The 14,854-nt window shown below is 63.6% G+C and carries 17 protein-coding genes and 1 riboswitch; of the genes, 14 read left to right on the top strand and 3 right to left on the bottom strand.

Translation table 11 applies throughout. The features are described 5' to 3' along the window. The first annotated feature begins 78 nt into the window (after positions 1-78). The 3 genes from KI609_RS17250 to KI609_RS17240 all read left to right on the top strand — a co-directional run bounded on the left by KI609_RS17250 (position 79) and on the right by KI609_RS17240 (position 2,376). A complete protein-coding gene (locus KI609_RS17250; protein ID WP_226444786.1) occupies positions 79-567 on the top strand; it encodes a hypothetical protein in 489 nt (162 codons plus the stop codon). Between the two features lie 236 nt (positions 568-803). Continuing rightward, complete coding sequence (locus tag KI609_RS17245) at positions 804-1,355, top strand: acyloxyacyl hydrolase (RefSeq protein ID WP_226444785.1); 552 nt, start codon at positions 804-806, stop codon at positions 1,353-1,355. A gap of 67 nt (positions 1,356-1,422) precedes the next feature. Further along, a riboswitch (FMN riboswitch) is annotated at positions 1,423-1,588 on the top strand. 215 nt (positions 1,589-1,803) lie between these two features. Continuing rightward, positions 1,804-2,376 carry a 6,7-dimethyl-8-ribityllumazine synthase gene (locus tag KI609_RS17240; RefSeq protein WP_226444784.1) on the top strand — a complete coding sequence of 191 codons (573 nt, stop codon included), beginning with the start codon at positions 1,804-1,806 and terminating at the stop codon, positions 2,374-2,376. Positions 2,377-2,479: 103 nt separating this feature from the next. On the opposite strand, the gene KI609_RS17235 is transcribed toward KI609_RS17240, so the two are convergent. From KI609_RS17235 to KI609_RS17225, 3 genes are all read right to left on the bottom strand, one after another. Beyond that, positions 2,480-4,081: a methyl-accepting chemotaxis protein gene (locus KI609_RS17235; RefSeq protein WP_226444783.1), complete on the bottom strand. Its 1,602-nt coding sequence runs from the start codon at positions 4,079-4,081 to the stop codon at positions 2,480-2,482. A gap of 389 nt (positions 4,082-4,470) precedes the next feature. Continuing rightward, the gene (locus KI609_RS17230) at positions 4,471-5,745 is read right to left on the bottom strand and encodes a CaiB/BaiF CoA transferase family protein (RefSeq protein ID WP_226444782.1); all 1,275 of its coding nucleotides are present in this window, start codon (positions 5,743-5,745) and stop codon (positions 4,471-4,473) included. A 280-nt stretch (positions 5,746-6,025) separates the two neighbouring features. Continuing rightward, on the bottom strand, positions 6,026-7,219 hold the full coding sequence (locus tag KI609_RS17225) for an acyl-CoA dehydrogenase (RefSeq protein ID WP_226444781.1): 1,194 nt from the start codon (positions 7,217-7,219) through the stop codon (positions 6,026-6,028). A gap of 177 nt (positions 7,220-7,396) precedes the next feature. On the opposite strand from KI609_RS17225, the gene KI609_RS17220 reads away from it, so the two are divergent. From KI609_RS17220 to KI609_RS17170, 11 genes are all read left to right on the top strand, one after another. Next, entirely contained in the window at positions 7,397-8,341 is a 945-nt protein-coding gene (locus KI609_RS17220; protein WP_226444780.1) for a LysR family transcriptional regulator, read from the top strand. 83 nt (positions 8,342-8,424) lie between these two features. After that, positions 8,425-8,640, top strand: a complete 216-nt coding sequence (locus tag KI609_RS17215) for a hypothetical protein (protein ID WP_226444779.1) — start codon at positions 8,425-8,427, stop codon at positions 8,638-8,640. Between the two features lie 222 nt (positions 8,641-8,862). Then, complete coding sequence (locus KI609_RS17210; RefSeq protein ID WP_226444778.1) at positions 8,863-9,066, top strand: hypothetical protein; 204 nt, start codon at positions 8,863-8,865, stop codon at positions 9,064-9,066. Between the two features lie 456 nt (positions 9,067-9,522). Then, positions 9,523-10,728: a tyrosine-type recombinase/integrase gene (locus tag KI609_RS17205; RefSeq protein ID WP_226444777.1), complete on the top strand. Its 1,206-nt coding sequence runs from the start codon at positions 9,523-9,525 to the stop codon at positions 10,726-10,728. Between the two features lie 725 nt (positions 10,729-11,453). Beyond that, positions 11,454-11,735 (top strand): hypothetical protein, encoded by a 282-nt coding sequence (locus tag KI609_RS17200; RefSeq protein ID WP_226444776.1) that lies wholly within the window; start codon positions 11,454-11,456, stop codon positions 11,733-11,735. Between the two features lie 38 nt (positions 11,736-11,773). Beyond that, positions 11,774-12,055 carry a hypothetical protein gene (locus tag KI609_RS17195; RefSeq protein WP_226444775.1) on the top strand — a complete coding sequence of 94 codons (282 nt, stop codon included), beginning with the start codon at positions 11,774-11,776 and terminating at the stop codon, positions 12,053-12,055. Next, positions 11,976-12,407 (top strand): helix-turn-helix domain-containing protein, encoded by a 432-nt coding sequence (locus tag KI609_RS23080; RefSeq protein ID WP_413463336.1) that lies wholly within the window; start codon positions 11,976-11,978, stop codon positions 12,405-12,407. The genes KI609_RS17195 and KI609_RS23080 overlap by 80 nt, the downstream gene beginning before the upstream one ends. A gap of 236 nt (positions 12,408-12,643) precedes the next feature. Continuing rightward, positions 12,644-12,901 carry a hypothetical protein gene (locus KI609_RS17185; RefSeq protein ID WP_226444773.1) on the top strand — a complete coding sequence of 86 codons (258 nt, stop codon included), beginning with the start codon at positions 12,644-12,646 and terminating at the stop codon, positions 12,899-12,901. Further along, positions 12,898-13,140 carry a hypothetical protein gene (locus KI609_RS17180; protein ID WP_226444772.1) on the top strand — a complete coding sequence of 81 codons (243 nt, stop codon included), beginning with the start codon at positions 12,898-12,900 and terminating at the stop codon, positions 13,138-13,140. Before KI609_RS17185 ends, KI609_RS17180 begins: the two co-directional genes overlap by 4 nt. Positions 13,141-13,493: 353 nt before the next feature. Beyond that, the gene (locus KI609_RS17175) at positions 13,494-14,045 is read left to right on the top strand and encodes a JAB domain-containing protein (RefSeq protein WP_226444771.1); all 552 of its coding nucleotides are present in this window, start codon (positions 13,494-13,496) and stop codon (positions 14,043-14,045) included. A gap of 176 nt (positions 14,046-14,221) precedes the next feature. After that, positions 14,222-14,848 carry a hypothetical protein gene (locus tag KI609_RS17170; RefSeq protein WP_226444770.1) on the top strand — a complete coding sequence of 209 codons (627 nt, stop codon included), beginning with the start codon at positions 14,222-14,224 and terminating at the stop codon, positions 14,846-14,848. The last annotated feature ends 6 nt before the right edge of the window (positions 14,849-14,854 follow it).

The following is a 14,854-nucleotide window of genomic DNA, read 5'->3' as shown; positions in this document are numbered from 1 at the left end:
GCTACGGCCGTTCATTCATGCCCCAGCCCCCGCGCCGTTATGCTCTGCGCCCTTTGACCGAAACCTGCCTGCTGCCCCATGACCGACTTTGCCGACGACACCCCCACCCCCATCCAGGAACCCCGCCTGTGGAGCGACGAGCGCTGGACGGCGCAGGTCATCAAGAACGAAGACGATGACGGTTGGGCCGTGTCCATGACGCTGCGCGGCGAGTCCGAGCCCGCACTGGTGGGGCCGTGGACCATGGGGCGCGACAAGAAAAACCCCAAGCCGCTGGATGTGTCGGCCTTCAATACCCTGGTCAAAACCGCCAGCGAGGTACTGCGCCGCCACGAGCAGCAGTTGCACGCACAGCTCAACAAGAACGTGACCATCACCACCGCCGACGGCCAACGCCTGCGCGTGGCCATGGCCATCGTGCCGGATGAAGAGGGCGCCACCGCCACGCTGAGCGCCATGGACGATTTGGGCGAAGAGCTGGCGCGTGTGCCCGTGCCGCCCACGTTCAAGCTCACCACCGACAGCGCCACGGCCTGGGCCCAGAGCGGGTTCGAAAAGCCGCGCTGACGCCCCGTTGCCTTCCTTTGCCGGCAGTGCATTGCGCTGCTGGTGGGCTTTAGCGTTTGCGGCGCTTGTGTAAATTGGATAGTGTTGCCCTGCCAGCCCCTTTTTATAGGAGTTTTGCCGTGCGTTCCATCTTCCTGTTTCTGCCTTTGTCCCTCCCAAGGCATGACCTTGGGCCCCTGGCTCCACAGCATCTGCGGGGGTCTTGTGGATGCACAGTGTTCGTTGGCTTGTGCGCCTTGGCGGTCCCTGTAGGTGCGCAGGAGAGTGCCACCGCTGCGTCGCTTTCCTCGATACAAACCGCTGCGCCGCAGCCCCGCCGTATCTTTATCGATGGTGCGCGGGCCGCCAGTGATGTTGGCCTGGTTTCGGTGGGGGTGCAGTGGCCCTGGGGGTGGCGCAGCAACGTACTGGGTGGCGAGCTGACGGGGCATTGGGACACGCATATCGCCCACTGGCGCGTGCCAGAAGGCGCGGCGGCGCAGGGGCGTCGGCACTGGACGCAACTGGCCGTGGTGCCCACTTTGCGCTTGCGCTTCGACGGCGGGCGCTCTGCCTGGTTCATGGAAGGCGGTATTGGCGTGTCGGTGCTGGACGGCCACTATGCAACGCGGCACAAGACCTTCAGTACGCGCTTCAATTTCTCCGACCACCAGGGTGTGGGCTTCAACTTTGGGGCGCGACGGCAGCACGAGCTGGCGCTGGTGCTGCGCCACGTCTCCAACGGCGGCATCCGTAAACCCAACCCGGGAGAAGACTTCGTGCAGGTGCGCTATAGCCGGGTTTTTTGATCGCTGACGCAGCGTTGCTGTGCCGCCTAGAATCCTGTGATCGGCCACGGAGTCTTTCCGGGGCCGATTGCGTTCTCAGGGCGGGGCGAAATTCCCCACCGGCGGTATCTGTGGCCTGAAAGGTTTGCAGGAGCCCGCGAGCGCCTGCCGGGCTGTTTTTGTGCCCTGCAGGGTCAGCAGATCTGGTGCGATGCCAGAGCCGACGGTCACAGTCCGGATGAAAGAGATCGCGAAGCCATGGGCCTCCCGCCGGGGTGGTTGCCTGTGTGCGCGTGTCGGGCGTGTGGTGCCGGGCCGTGTGGGCTGTCTGATCGTTGGGTCAGGCGTGTCTGCGGGTTTGGGGCGGCTCGCCGGCCCGCATGCGTATGAGCACCTGCCTTGCCGTGCGAGTGGCCCTGTTCGCGCGCGCCCTGATTCTGGTAACCCTTTTCTTTGTTCGAGAAAATCCATGAATCAGTCGTCCTTCCATTCCCACCATGCCGCTGCTGCCAACGCCGATCAGAGCGGCCGGACAGCGACAGCGCACCGCAGCGAACGGGTTGCGGTCGTCTGCGCCAGTTGGCACCGGGACATCGTTCACCAGGCCCGCGATGCCGCCATCGCAGAGTTCGCGCGCAGCGGGTTGCCTGCAGGGCAAATCGAGCAGTTCGAGGTGCCTGGTGCGTTCGAGATCCCGCTGCTGGCCAAGCGGCTGGCGCAAAGCGGGCGCTACGACGCCATCGTGGCCTGTGCGCTGGTGGTCAACGGCGGCATCTATCGGCACGAGTTTGTGACCACCGCCGTCATCGACGGCCTGATGCGGGTGCAGCTGGACACCGGCGTGCCCGTGATGTCCGCCGTGCTCACGCCGCGCGATTTTCATGAGCACGAAGACCATGTGCGCTTCTTCCGCGAGCATTTCGTGAAGAAGGGCACCGAGGTGGCCCAGGCCTGCCTGCAGACCATGGCCTACTTGCGCAAACTGGCATCGCCCACGCTGGCCACCGCGCAGCAGGCAGCCCCCATGCTGGTAGAAGACTGAGTTTCTGCCGTGCGCTGGTTGCTATCGTTTATGTAGCTGCTGCCGCTTTATTGACGAGCGCATCCGGCCCATTGGGCCTGAAAAATTCCGTGGCGCCTCAGCTTCAGCCAGCGGCCAACCGAGGCGGGCCATGCCTGGGGGCGGGCATGCGGGCCCGCGCTGGTGCATTGGCGTCGGAGTCCGCCAGTCGGAACACCGCCACCGCCTGCACCAGCTGCTGCGCCTGCACCTTGAGGCTGTCGGCCGCCGCCGCGCTCTGTTCGACCAGCGCTGCGTTCTGCTGCGTGGCCTGGTCCATTTCGGTGATGGCGTCCCCTACCTGGGCCACGCCTGCGCTCTGCTCGCTGCTGGCGGCGCTGATCTCGCCCACGATATCGGTCACGCGGCGGATGGCGCTGACCACCTCGTTCATCGTGGCGCCCGCCTTGTCCACCAGCGCGGTGCCTTGTTCCACGCGTTCGACGCTGGCGGTGATGAGGGCTTTGATTTCCTTGGCGGCTTCTGCGCTGCGTACTGCCAGGTTGCGTACTTCACCAGCCACCACGGCAAAGCCCCGGCCTTGTTCGCCTGCGCGGGCGGCTTCCACCGCGGCGTTCAGCGCCAGGATATTGGTCTGAAAGGCGATGCCGTCGATCACGCTGATGATGTCTGCAATCTTGTTGCTGCTGTCGTTGATGCCCTTCATGGTGGTCACCACCTCGGCCACCACATCGCCGCCATGCACGGCCACGGTGCTGGCGTTCACGGCCAGCTGGTTGGCGGTGCGGGCGTTTTCGGCATTGGCCTGCACGGTGGAACTCAGCTCTTCCATCGATGCCGAGGTTTCTTCCAGCGCGCTGGCCTGCTGCTCGGTGCGGGCGCTCAGGTCGTTATTGCCTTGCGCGATTTCGGTGCTGGCGGCGGCCACGCTGTCGGCGTTGTTGCGCACATTGCTCACCACCTGCGACAGGCTGATCTGCATGTCGTGCAGGGCATTGAGCAGCAGGGCGATTTCGTCCTTGCCCTGCACCTGCCGCGCCACCGTGAGGTCGCCGCTGGCCACCGCCTGTGACACGCGCACCGCGTTGTCCAGCGGGTTCACCACGGTGCGGCTGAAGGCAATGGCGCCCACAATGCCCAGGGCGCACACCACCAGCATCACCACCAGGCTGATGGTGGTGGCGCGCTGTGCGGAGGCAGCGGCACGTTCGGCCACCGCGCTGCTGGCCTTGGCGATCAGGTCGCCCGCCTGGTCCAGCAGTTGCGAGGGCTCGCGGTCCATGCCCTCCACGGCCTTGTCGCCGGCATGCGGGTCGTGGTCAGCCGCCTTGAAGGCCTCAAACCCCTTGCGGTAGGCGGCGCCCATGCGTTCGTGGGCCTGGGCAAACTGCTGCACGCGTTCACGGCCTTCGCCTGCGGGCAGGGCGGCGATGAGCTTTTGCGCCTCGTCCTTGATGGCCTGTTCCTGCTTTTCAAACGCGGCCCAGTAGCGCGTGAGCTGCGCCGGGTCCTTGCCGCGTAGCAGCACGTTCTTCCACTCCTGCACCTGCACCTTGAAGTTATTGAGCATGCTCGCCGCCATGCGCTCGTGCTCAAAGCTTTGGGCCACGGTGGTCTCGTAGGTGTCGAGCGCCTGGTTCAGGCGGCTGATGCCAAACAGCGCCGCCGCAAACAGCAAGAGCAGCGACACGGTAAAGGTCAGGGGGAGCTTGAGGCTGAGCTTCATGGAGAACTCCTGTGGGGTCCACGATTCGCCGCTGGGGCGGGGCAAGGTGCATGCGGCGCAGCCTGACATCCCCGTACGTTGCGGCGGTTGTCCCACTGTGCCTTTTGTCTCGGTCAACCGGCGCGTGCTGTGCGCCGCGCCGGAGAGATTCCCGCTCCCATTATGGAGAGCTATGTAATTTTTTGTATATGCCTTTTTTGCCAAGGGGCGAACACACGCGGGCGCCTCCATTCTCTTGTCTTGTTATCAAATTGATAGCTATTAGCGCTTGATAGATAAGCGCCAGGGCCTGATTTGATTCAAATGGCGCAAACAAAAACGGCCTTGCCGGTCAGGGCAAGGCCGTTGCATGGCGGGGCGCCGCGCAGGTCGGTGCCGGGTGGGTGTGGCTACAGCACCCCGCTGGCCCGCAGCGCTGCAATGCGCGCTGGGTCTAGTCCCATCTCGCGCAGCACCTCGTCGGTGTGCTGGCCCAGTGCGGGCGGGGCGTTGCGCAGCACGGGTGGCGTGGCCGACAGGCGCAGCGGGCTGGCCACGCCGGTGATGTGCTGCACGTTGTCGGTGGCGGCCTCGCCGTCCTTCCAGCGCGGCAGCGTCACGGCCAGGCCACGGGCCTTCACCTGCGCGTCGTCAAACGCCTGGGCAATGGTGTTGATGGGGCCGCAGGGCACGGCCTTGTCTTCCAGCAGCGTGATCCAGTCGGCCGTGGTGCGCGTGCGGGTCACGGCCTCCATGGCGGGGATCAGCGTGACGCGGTTTTGTACGCGCAGGGTGTTGGTGGCATAGCGCGGGTCGCTGGCCCACTGGGGCTGCTCGGCGGCGGCGCAAAAGCGCTGGAACTGCCCATCGTTGCCGATGGCCAGCAGCATGTTGCCGTCCTGCGTGGGGAAGTCCTGGTAGGGCGCGAGGCTGGGGTGGCTGTTGCCCATGCGGCCGGGCGCCTTGCCGGTGGCCAGAAAGCCCGAGGCCTGGTTGGCCAGCAAGGCCATGCCCACGTCGAGCAGGGCCATGTCGATGTGCTGGCCCTGGCCCGTGCCGTTCGTGGCGTTGTCGCGCACGTGCAGCGCCGCCAGGATGGCGTTGCTGGCGTACAGGCCGGTGAACAGGTCGATCACGGCCACGCCCACGCGCATGGGGCCGCCGCCGGGCTGGTGGTCGGCCTGGCCGGTGATGCTCATCAGGCCCGTCATGGCCTGCACCATCAGGTCGTAGCCCGCACGCTCGGCATAGGGGCCGTCTTGCCCGAAGCCGGTGACGGAGCAGTAGATGAGGCGCGGGTTGAGTGCGCGCAGGCTTTCATGGTCCAGGCCATATTGCTTCAGGCCGCCGACCTTGAAGTTCTCCACCACGATGTCGGCCTCTTGCGCCATCTGCCTGATGAGCGCCTGGCCTTCGGGCGAGGCCATGTCGATGGTGACTGAGCGCTTGTTGCGGTTGCAGGCGGTGTAGTAGCTGGCCTGGTTCGTGTCGTTGCCCTGGGCGTCCTTCAAAAAGGGCGGGCCCCACTGGCGCGTGTCGTCGCCCACGCCGGGGCGCTCTACCTTGACCACGTCCGCGCCCAGGTCCGCCAGGATCTGCGTGCACCACGGCCCGGCCAGCACGCGGGAGAGGTCGAGCACCTTGATGCCTGCGAGGGCGCCTGCGTTGGGGGTGGGTGTGGTCATGGGGTTAGTGAACTATTAAATTGATAGCTGCTAGCGCTTGTACATCAAGCGCTGGAGGCCAAAAACGTGTGAAATTGGCATGAGGGGTGAGGTGGGCGTGTCTCCAAGCCAGGGACGCCGAGCAAGGGCCGCCCCGCAGCGAGGGCGTCGTCCCCCTTCCCGGCGAAGCCGAGAGAAGGGGCTGAGGGCCTCGGCTCCAAGCCTGCCAGTGCAGGCTTGGACGGTCCGAAGGGCTGCGGCCTCTGGCGGAAGCACCGAGCGGTGGCGCCTCAGGGGGGTGTCATGCAAATGCTGCGATACCCGTCTGGGCGCGGCCCAGGATGAGGGCATGCACATCGTGCGTGCCTTCATAGGTGTTCACCACTTCCAGGTTCACCAGATGGCGGGCCACGCCGAACTCATCGCTGATGCCGTTGCCGCCCATCATGTCGCGCGCCAGGCGGGCAATGTCCAGCGCCTTGCCGCAGCTGTTGCGCTTGATGATGGAGGTGCCTTCCACGCTGGCCGTGCCCGCGTCCTTCATGCGGCCAAACTGTAGGCAGGCCTGCAGACCGATGGCGATCTCGGTCTGCATGTCGGCCAGCTTCTTCTGGATGAGCTGGTTGGCGGCGAGGGGGCGGCCAAACTGCTTGCGGTCCAGCGTGTACTGGCGGGCAGTGTGCCAGCAGAACTCGGCCGCACCCAGGGCGCCCCAGGCAATGCCGTAGCGGGCGCTGTTGAGGCAGGTGAAGGGGCCCTTGAGGCCCTGCACTTCAGGGAAGGCGTTTTCTTCGGGCACGAACACGTCGTCCATCACGATCTCGCCGGTAATCGACGCGCGCAGGCCCACCTTGCCGTGGATGGCGGGTGCCGTCAGGCCTTTCATGCCCTTTTCCAGCACAAAGCCGCGAATCGGACCCACGGCGCCGCCTTCGGACACTTCCTTGGCCCAGACCACGAACACGTCGGCCACGGGGCTGTTGGTGATCCACATCTTGCTGCCCTTGAGCTTGTAGCCGCCATCGACCTTGTAGGCGCGCGTGGCCATGCTGCCGGGGTCGGAGCCGTGGTCGGGCTCGGTCAGACCAAAGCAGCCAATCCACTCGCCGGTGGCGAGCTTGGGCAGGTACTTCTGCTTTTGCGCTTCGGTGCCGAACTCATGGATAGGCACCATCACCAGCGACGACTGCACGCTGGCCATGGAGCGGTAGCCCGAATCCACACGCTCCACCTCGCGGGCGATCAGGCCATAGGCCACGTAGCTCAGGCCGGGGCCGCCGTACTGCTCGGGGATGGTGGGGCCCAAGAGGCCCACTTCGCCCATCTCGCGGAAGATGCTCACGTCCATCTTTTCGTGGCGGAAGGCGTCGAGCACGCGGGGCGCCAGCTTGTCCTGGCAGTAGGCGGCGGCAGCGGCCTGGATGGCGCGCTCGTCGTCGGTCAGTTGCTGGCTCAGGAGGAAAGGGTCATCCCATTGAAAAGCGGCGTGGGCCATGTGTGTCTCCAAGTCGAAAGAAGCGTGAAAAGAAACGGGTCTGGGGTGCATCGTAGGTTGTGGCGTGGTGCCCCGCAAGCGAGTTCTTTTCATCCAGACATGCGTTTATGGAATGTATGGAATACTTGCGGGCCACCGCTCCATGGTGGAAAGGTCAACTACAAGTTCCTATTCATCATGCGCCGCAACATTCCATCGACCCAGGCACTGGCCTGTTTTGAAGTCGCCGCCCGCCACGAGAGCTACACCCGCGCCGCGCAGGAGCTGTCGCTGACCCAGAGCGCCGTGTCCCGCCAGATCCAGGCGCTGGAGGAGTTTTTGGGCGTGCAGCTCTTTCGCCGCACACGCCACGGCGTGGTGCTGACGCCTGCGGGTGCGCACTATGGTCGCCAGGTGGCGCGCTGGCTGCAGGGGCTGGAGCGCGATACGCTGGACGTGATGGCCCACCAGGGTGAGGGCGGCACCCTTACGCTGGCCGCGGTGCCCACCTTTGCCACTCGGTGGCTCATCCCCCGCCTGCCGCAACTGGCGCAGGCGCATCCCGACATCGTGGTGCACATCGATACGCAGACGCGGCCTTTTCTGTTTGCTGACACGACCTTTGATGCTGCGCTGTACGCGGGCACACCCGAGCAGGTCGCCAACTGGCCCGGCGTGCAGGCGCAGTTGCTGATGCACGAAGACGTGGTGCCCGTGTGCAGCCCGCGCCTGCTTGAATCCGCCGCGCCCCGGGGCCGGGGCCGTGCCCACCAGCCCGTGGCGGCCGAGGCGCTGGCCGGCTTGCCCTTGCTGCAGCAAAGCACGCGCCCGTATGGCTGGCGCCAGTGGTTTGATGCGATGGGGGTCGATGCCCCGCACGCGCTCGATGGCCCACGCTATGAGCTGTTCTCCATGCTGGCCGTGGCCGCCACGCATGGCATGGGCGTGGCGCTGATGCCTCCGCTGCTCATCGAGGCCGAGCTGGCCAGCGGCGAGCTGGTGGTTGCCTGCAACCGCCCCCTGCGCGGCGAGCGCGCTTATTACCTCGTCAGCCCGGCGCAGGCGCAGCCCCCGGTGCTGACCACCTTCGCCAGGTGGCTGCAGGGCATGGCCGAAGCAGGAGCGCCTTCGCCTGCGGGATGACGCGCTTGCGCGCACCCCGGCGCTGAACTAATCTGATGGCGCGGAAGTCTGTCTTTCACCAACCTTGTTCGAGAGCGACCACCATGACCACTTACCATGCTCCGCATTTCGATCCCACCGTGGATGAGATCGAGACCCTCAAGCAACTCGAAATGGGCGAAGTCATTACCTTGCCCCACGCACTCAAGGACCATGTCTCGGGGCGTCTGCTGGAATGGGGCTTCATCACCAAGGGTGCGGGTGGCGAGCTTGCCATCACGGCCAGCGGCCGCCAACTGATACGCCGAGAGAACAACTGAGGCAGACCCGCGCACCTGGGCGCCGGCTTTCCCACAGGCCTGTGGCAGCGGGCGTCTGGCGGCAGTCAATCCTGTTGCCTGGGCCGGGTCTTGGCCCTGGCAGGCGGTGGTTGCGGGGCGTCCCTGGCCTGCAACACTGATACGCCTCTCGACCCGCCGCAAATCCAGGCAGAGCGCCTGCATGGTGCGTTGGGCGAATTGCACCAATGGCACTGTGACGCCATGCTGCCCCAGCACGACGAGCTGCTGCAATCTGTGCAGCAGCGATCGCTGTCTTCCATCGTCCCCGATCGCGCTTGCTGTATCTATGGCGCTGTGCGTACCCAGCTCGACAAAGTGCTGACCCAGGCCAAGCCCCAGGTTGTGTGGCTGGCCCCAGTCACTCAAGGGCTACGAGCAGGATTTTTGATGCTGGTGGTGCGCTAATGGGTGCGAACGCCAGGGCCGCGTTCTGAACGCGCTGCACCAACCCACATTGACTGGGGGCCGCAAGGCATTCACCGCACTCAACAGAACATCAGCGCCAGCAAGGCGGCGTCTTCCGCCATGTTCTGCAGCGCGTACCCCGCCAGCCGGTAGGCGAGTACCGTGGCATGTGCGATCAGGTCTTGTGTGGTCATGGCGGGAATGTCGCTGTGCCGCCGCCGTGCCCGCGACAAAAAATCAGGTCTTGGCTATTGCGGCCGCGGTAGCTTGCCGGCTCTTTAGACGTCTCACACGGGCAACGAAAAGGCCGGTAGCTCGTGGAAGCTACCGGCCTTATCTGTGGCGAGGCCGCACCCGCACTTTGCCTTGAAACGCGCATGAATGCTGGGTGTGGTTTGACTTTTCGCAGAATGTACCCCCAAATGTACCCCCAGACTGCGAAGGATACCCCCCACCATGAAGCTGACAGACGCCAAACTGCGCAACCTGACCGAGCCCGGCAAATACTTTGACGGTGGCGGGTTGTTCCTGGACCTGACCAAAGCGGGCGGGCGTTACTGGCGTTTGAAATATCGACATGGGGGGAAAGAGAAGCTGCTTGCGCTGGGAGTGTATCCAGCCGTGGGGCTCAAGGATGCACGCGACCAGGCTGCAGACGCCCGCACGATGCTCGCCAGCGGCGGCGACCCTAGCGAGCGGCGCAAGGCAACCAAGGCACAGGCCGTCCACGAATCGATCAACACCTTTGAGGCCGTGGCGCGTGCCTGGCACCAGCACCAGGCGGCCCGGTGGGAGCCCGAAACGGCGGGGCGCGTGTTGGGGTCTTTGGCCGCCGACATTTTCCCCACGCTGGGCGCCCGGCCCATGGCCAGCATCAAGCCGGGCGAGGTGCGGAACGCCATCGTGAAGATCGAAACGCGCGGCGCATCCGACCAGGCAGGCCGGGTGCTGCAGCGGGTTAAGGCGGTGTACCGCTGGGCGGTGATCCATGAGCGCATCGCCACAAACCCCATGTTGGATCTGGTGCTGTCTGAAATCCTCAAGCCCCGCGAGGTGCAACACCGGGCCGCCATGGCTGACAAGGAGCTGCCCGAGTTCCTGCGCAAGCTGGACGCCTACGAAGGTGACCCCCACACCGTGCACGCCCTGCGCATGGTGATCCTCACGGCCACGCGGCCGGGCGAGGTGCGCGGGGCACGGTGGGCAGAGTTCGACCTTGATGCGGCGCTGTGGGTGATCCCTGCCGAGCGCATGAAGATGCGGGCAGAGCACCGCGTGCCCCTGTCACACCAGGCCGTGGAGGTGCTGCGCAGCATGCAGGCCCTGAGCGGTGGGCGTGAGCTGACCTTCCCCAGCCCCGTTTACCCAAGCAAGTCCCTGAGCGAAAACACCTTTAATTCGGCCCTGGCCCGCATGGGCTACAAGAACACGGCCACGGCCCACGGGTTTCGGGCGTTGTTCTCCACGGTGGCCAATGAGTGCGGCTGGAACCCCGATGTGATCGAGCGCCAGCTCGCCCACAAGGAGCAAAACGAAATCCGCGCCGCCTATCACCGCAGCACCTACATGAAGGACCGCGAGCGCCTGATGCAGTGGTGGGCCGACTACCTAGACGGCCGCAAGGCGGGCAACGTGGTGAAGATGCCCCAGCGTGCCGCCTGAGTGCCCGCTCCAGCACCACTCCACAAGGGTTGCGAGGCCCTTTTTTCATGGGCGCGGGGATGGTCTATTGCATTTCCTTCGGAACCATTCCACTGAAAACCGTGGGAACAGTGGGAACAAGCGCACGGAATGTAGGCATTGCGCGGCTTACTGGATAGTCGCCAATGGGAACAACGTGGGAACACTCTGGGAACAGAGTGGGAACACTTTTACATAGTGAGAAAATTCACTCATACATACCCTTGTTTTCCCTGCTCTTGCCCCTTCGCTGCCCTGTCTCCAGCGCCTTCGCTCGCCGCCGTCCGCTGCGCACGTGCATGCACATTTGTGGAAATGAGCGCGTGAGGGCCTTCCCCTGGAACCACCTACCGGGACGGGCGGGCATGCACACGTGTGCACCTGCATTTACTAGCCGATGACGTGGCAAATTTACTTATTGAGAATCATTCCCAAATGTTGCCGCATGCGCAGATGCGGGCGACCCTAGGGGTGGTGGCGTCGTATCGCTGTGGATAACTTTTCCATCTATCGTGCGCAAAAAATAGGCAAATGGGCACCGGCCGCAAACCCGCATGGATGCTATGTTTCCCGATAATGTGCGAAAGTTATCCACAATGCACAGTAGATACGACGGGCGTTATGTTAAATAGTGTGCGCTATGCATATATTTTGCACACTATCGGGAGTTCATGCCACAATTGCAATTTTAGGAAGGGCACTAACGTATGACGCTTGATGAATTCGATGCTGCGCTTGAGGCGCTGGGCTGGAAGGTAAGCGAGTTTTGCCGGGCTACTGGGTTGCATCGCAACACCCCCAGCCGCTGGCGCAATGAGGGAGTGGAGATACCCGGATGGGTGCCGCAGCACTTGGGGCTGCTGTTGGACTTGCACCGTCTCCAAGCCGCCCACCAGGCGCCACCCAGCCCCCGTGCGGGGCACTGGTATCTGCAGGACTTGCAGCGCCTGCAGGCCGCGTATCTGGTGCCGCCTGCTGGGGATGATTGAAAACCCGTGACTTTGAAACCTATGCTGAAAGGCGATAGATGAAGCCTGAATTGGAAAAGCGTTTAATCGCTTTGAGCAACACAAGTAAGGGGCTGCCACTCATCACTCAGATGTTGGCGCGTGGCGATTTTTCAGACCCGCAAGAGCATGCAGAAGTGGTGCGCTGGGTCAGGCGCGAGGCAAAGCGGCGGCACAAAGCCTACATGCGAACGCCGGAAGGGTCTGCCATAAGACAGGCAGATGCTGCAGCGCGTGCCGTTTGGGTGTCGTGGCTGGCGCTGGCAGTCTCTGCGCTTGCGCTGTGGAAGTCCTGGACGTGAGCACGCCATGGCCGAGATATTGACCATTGAACAGGTTGCAGAGTTGCTCCAATGTGACCCGGATACCGCAGCCGTGCAATTCAACGCGGGGCAGCTTCCCGGCGTGAAGTTCGGTAGGCGCTGGGTGATCCCTGCACAAGCGTTTCACGAGCGCTTGCATGTCCTGGCGCTTGAGCAAGCCGCAGAGCGGCGCGCAGCTTTAGAGCGTGAGCGTGAGCGTGCTGCGGCAGCAGTCAAAGGCGCTGCCTTACTGGTGCAGGGTACCCAGCCCGCAGCGCGTGGGCGAAAGAGGCGCCCCCTGCCGCAGTTGCCAACGTTGCCAACTGCCATGCATAATCAGGGTAGCCCCTAACGGGGTCGGTGCTTGAAAACACCTTTTCGAATAGCGGCGCAACCTCCCCGATAGTGAGGTTTTGTCACGTCTGCATTCTGCAAACACGGCCCTGTGCCGCGTTCAAAGTTTCGGGCGGGATGGTCAGAGTGGCAACACCTGGCGCACGTCTATTCGCGTGTTTTCAACATCCCGCCCACCTGTCGCGCTTGAAAACGCGGCCGGTGGTTTCAAGTCTCGAATAGGAGCAAGAAGCCATGACAACCGTCATCACCCTGGCCAGCCGCAGCGCTGCGCCCACCAGCCTCCAAGGCGCCCGCCTTGGAGCCCCCGACCCGATCCAGTTGTATGCAGACGCACACAACGCCTTGGCCATGGCGTTGCACTACCTGCGCCAGCCACAAGCCAATGTGCCAGGCGCAGCCCGCAAGGCAGTGCAGGCCCTGGCAGCACTGCGAAGCCTGGGCAGTGCAGACGTGTGCACAAGCCCCAGCACGCAAGGGGGTGCAGCATGAGCGGCATTACCTTCACCACGCGCGAACATCAGGCCGGATCGCTCCGGGTGCGCGAGTCGTCTGCAAACCTGCCTGGCGCTGGGCATTTGAGCATCGCCGCCACACGATCAACGCGCCTTGTCGATTTGTCCATGCTGCGCGACTGCATGAGCGTGTACCTGGAGTTTTCGCCCGAGCAAGCGCGGGCCGTGGCTGTTGAGCTGCTTGCCTGTGCGGATGCTCTGCAAGGGAGGGCCTGAGCCATGGCGACCACAACCAAAGCCCCAGCCTCTGGCCTTGCCATTGCGCAGGCAGTTACAGCGCATCAGCCCTTTTGCATGGGCGGCCTTCCTGAGCTGTTTGCAGTGCAGTCGGGCATACCGCTGTCGGATGCATTGCAAACGTTGTCCCTTCTCATTGGAGCCGCTGGCGCGAGCGTTGCAGACGTTGCTATTTCCATCGGGGAGGGAGACAAGCCAGATGCACCGTGGGCTATTGCCCATGTGTTGGACGCGGCGAGCGCCCTGGCGGCATCCATTCAAACGGGGTTCGACCTGGCATGTGATGCAAGTGGCACCGCGTCGATTGGCTCCACAAAAGGAAGGGGCTAGTAATGGCTGCAACCCCTACAGCAAAGCCCCGCACCGCACGTTTGCGTGCGCGTGAGACTGTTCCCGCCTACGGTGTTGCAGATGGCGTTCAAAGCTGGCGCTATGGCCTGCAGGCCCGAGAGCGTTCCACCGTGGAGCGTGCCCTCGCAATTCTGGGTAGCCGGTTGCGTGAGCCTGGCCACATGCTTGCATCTCCTGATGCTGCAAGGGATTACATAGCGCTGCACATTGGTGCTGACCCATGCGAGCGCTTCGCTGTGTTGTACCTCGACAGCCAGAACGGGGTGATTGCTTTTGAATGCCACTTCACGGGCACGCTTACGCAAACCAGCGTTTACCCCCGTGAGGTTGTTCAAACAGCGATGCACCACAACGCTGCGGCCGTAGTTCTGGCACATAACCACCCCAGCGGATCACTAACCCCCAGCGCAGCAGACAAGGCCTTAACGCAGGCATTCAAACAAACACTAGCGCTTGTTGATGTGCGGGTGCTGGATCACATCATTGTTGGCGGCCGGGGCTCTTTCAGCTTTGCAGAGAACCGGCTGATGTAGGGCGCCCCGGCAAAGCGAACTCAGAAAAGGAAAACCATGACAGATAGCACCAGCAAGCTCGCGCCGGGCGAGGTCATCCCCATGGATGGACATTGAAGGGCAAGCATGGACACATGGCGTTTGACCGGTCCAAAGCTGGGCGGCTGGTGGGCCTGGCCGATCTTGTGCAGTGGCTCATGGACACCGAACAGGTGCCGTGCAGTATGGCGGTCGATGATGTTTGTGAGAAGCTGCAGGCGCCCGATGCTGCAGGATGGCTTTACATGGTGTCGGATGGCAAATTGGCGCGCTTGCTGACCAGTAGTGATGACTTTGCCTGGCACCCGATCATCATTGGGCGCGAGTCCAATCCCGACCCGAAGGACTGCGGCCTTGCTGGTGCGCTGTCGCACATGCGCGATCTTTGGGGCGATTCTGCGTCCCCGAGTGAGTGCAATTACTTCGCGGCCAACTGTCTTGATCCACTGGCCATACGCATGGACAAGGCGCACGAGCTGTGGGGTTGGGGCTCAGTGGCTGCGCCTGCTGCGGTGGTGCTGTCGCTAGTGCAAGACCCCACCCTTACGCCCGTGCTCAGCGCTGCGCCCGCCAAGCGTCTTGCTCAAAAGGACATAGCCCCCGAATGGGATGGGCAACGCCTGGCAGAACTGCGCACGAAATTTAACGGCGAGATAGCACCCATGCAATTGATGGCTGAGAAAACGGGGTTGCCGGATCGGGAAATTAGGCGGCGAGTAAAGCAATGGCGCGATAGCCAAGGCAATCCCATTTCGGCCAATGCCTTTGCGGTGGTGAAACGTTAAGTCCCT

The sequence above is a fragment of the Acidovorax radicis genome (genome assembly GCF_020510705.1).
Classification (GTDB): domain Bacteria; phylum Pseudomonadota; class Gammaproteobacteria; order Burkholderiales; family Burkholderiaceae_C; genus Acidovorax; species Acidovorax radicis_A.
This window is presented reverse-complemented; position numbering and strand designations above follow the sequence as displayed.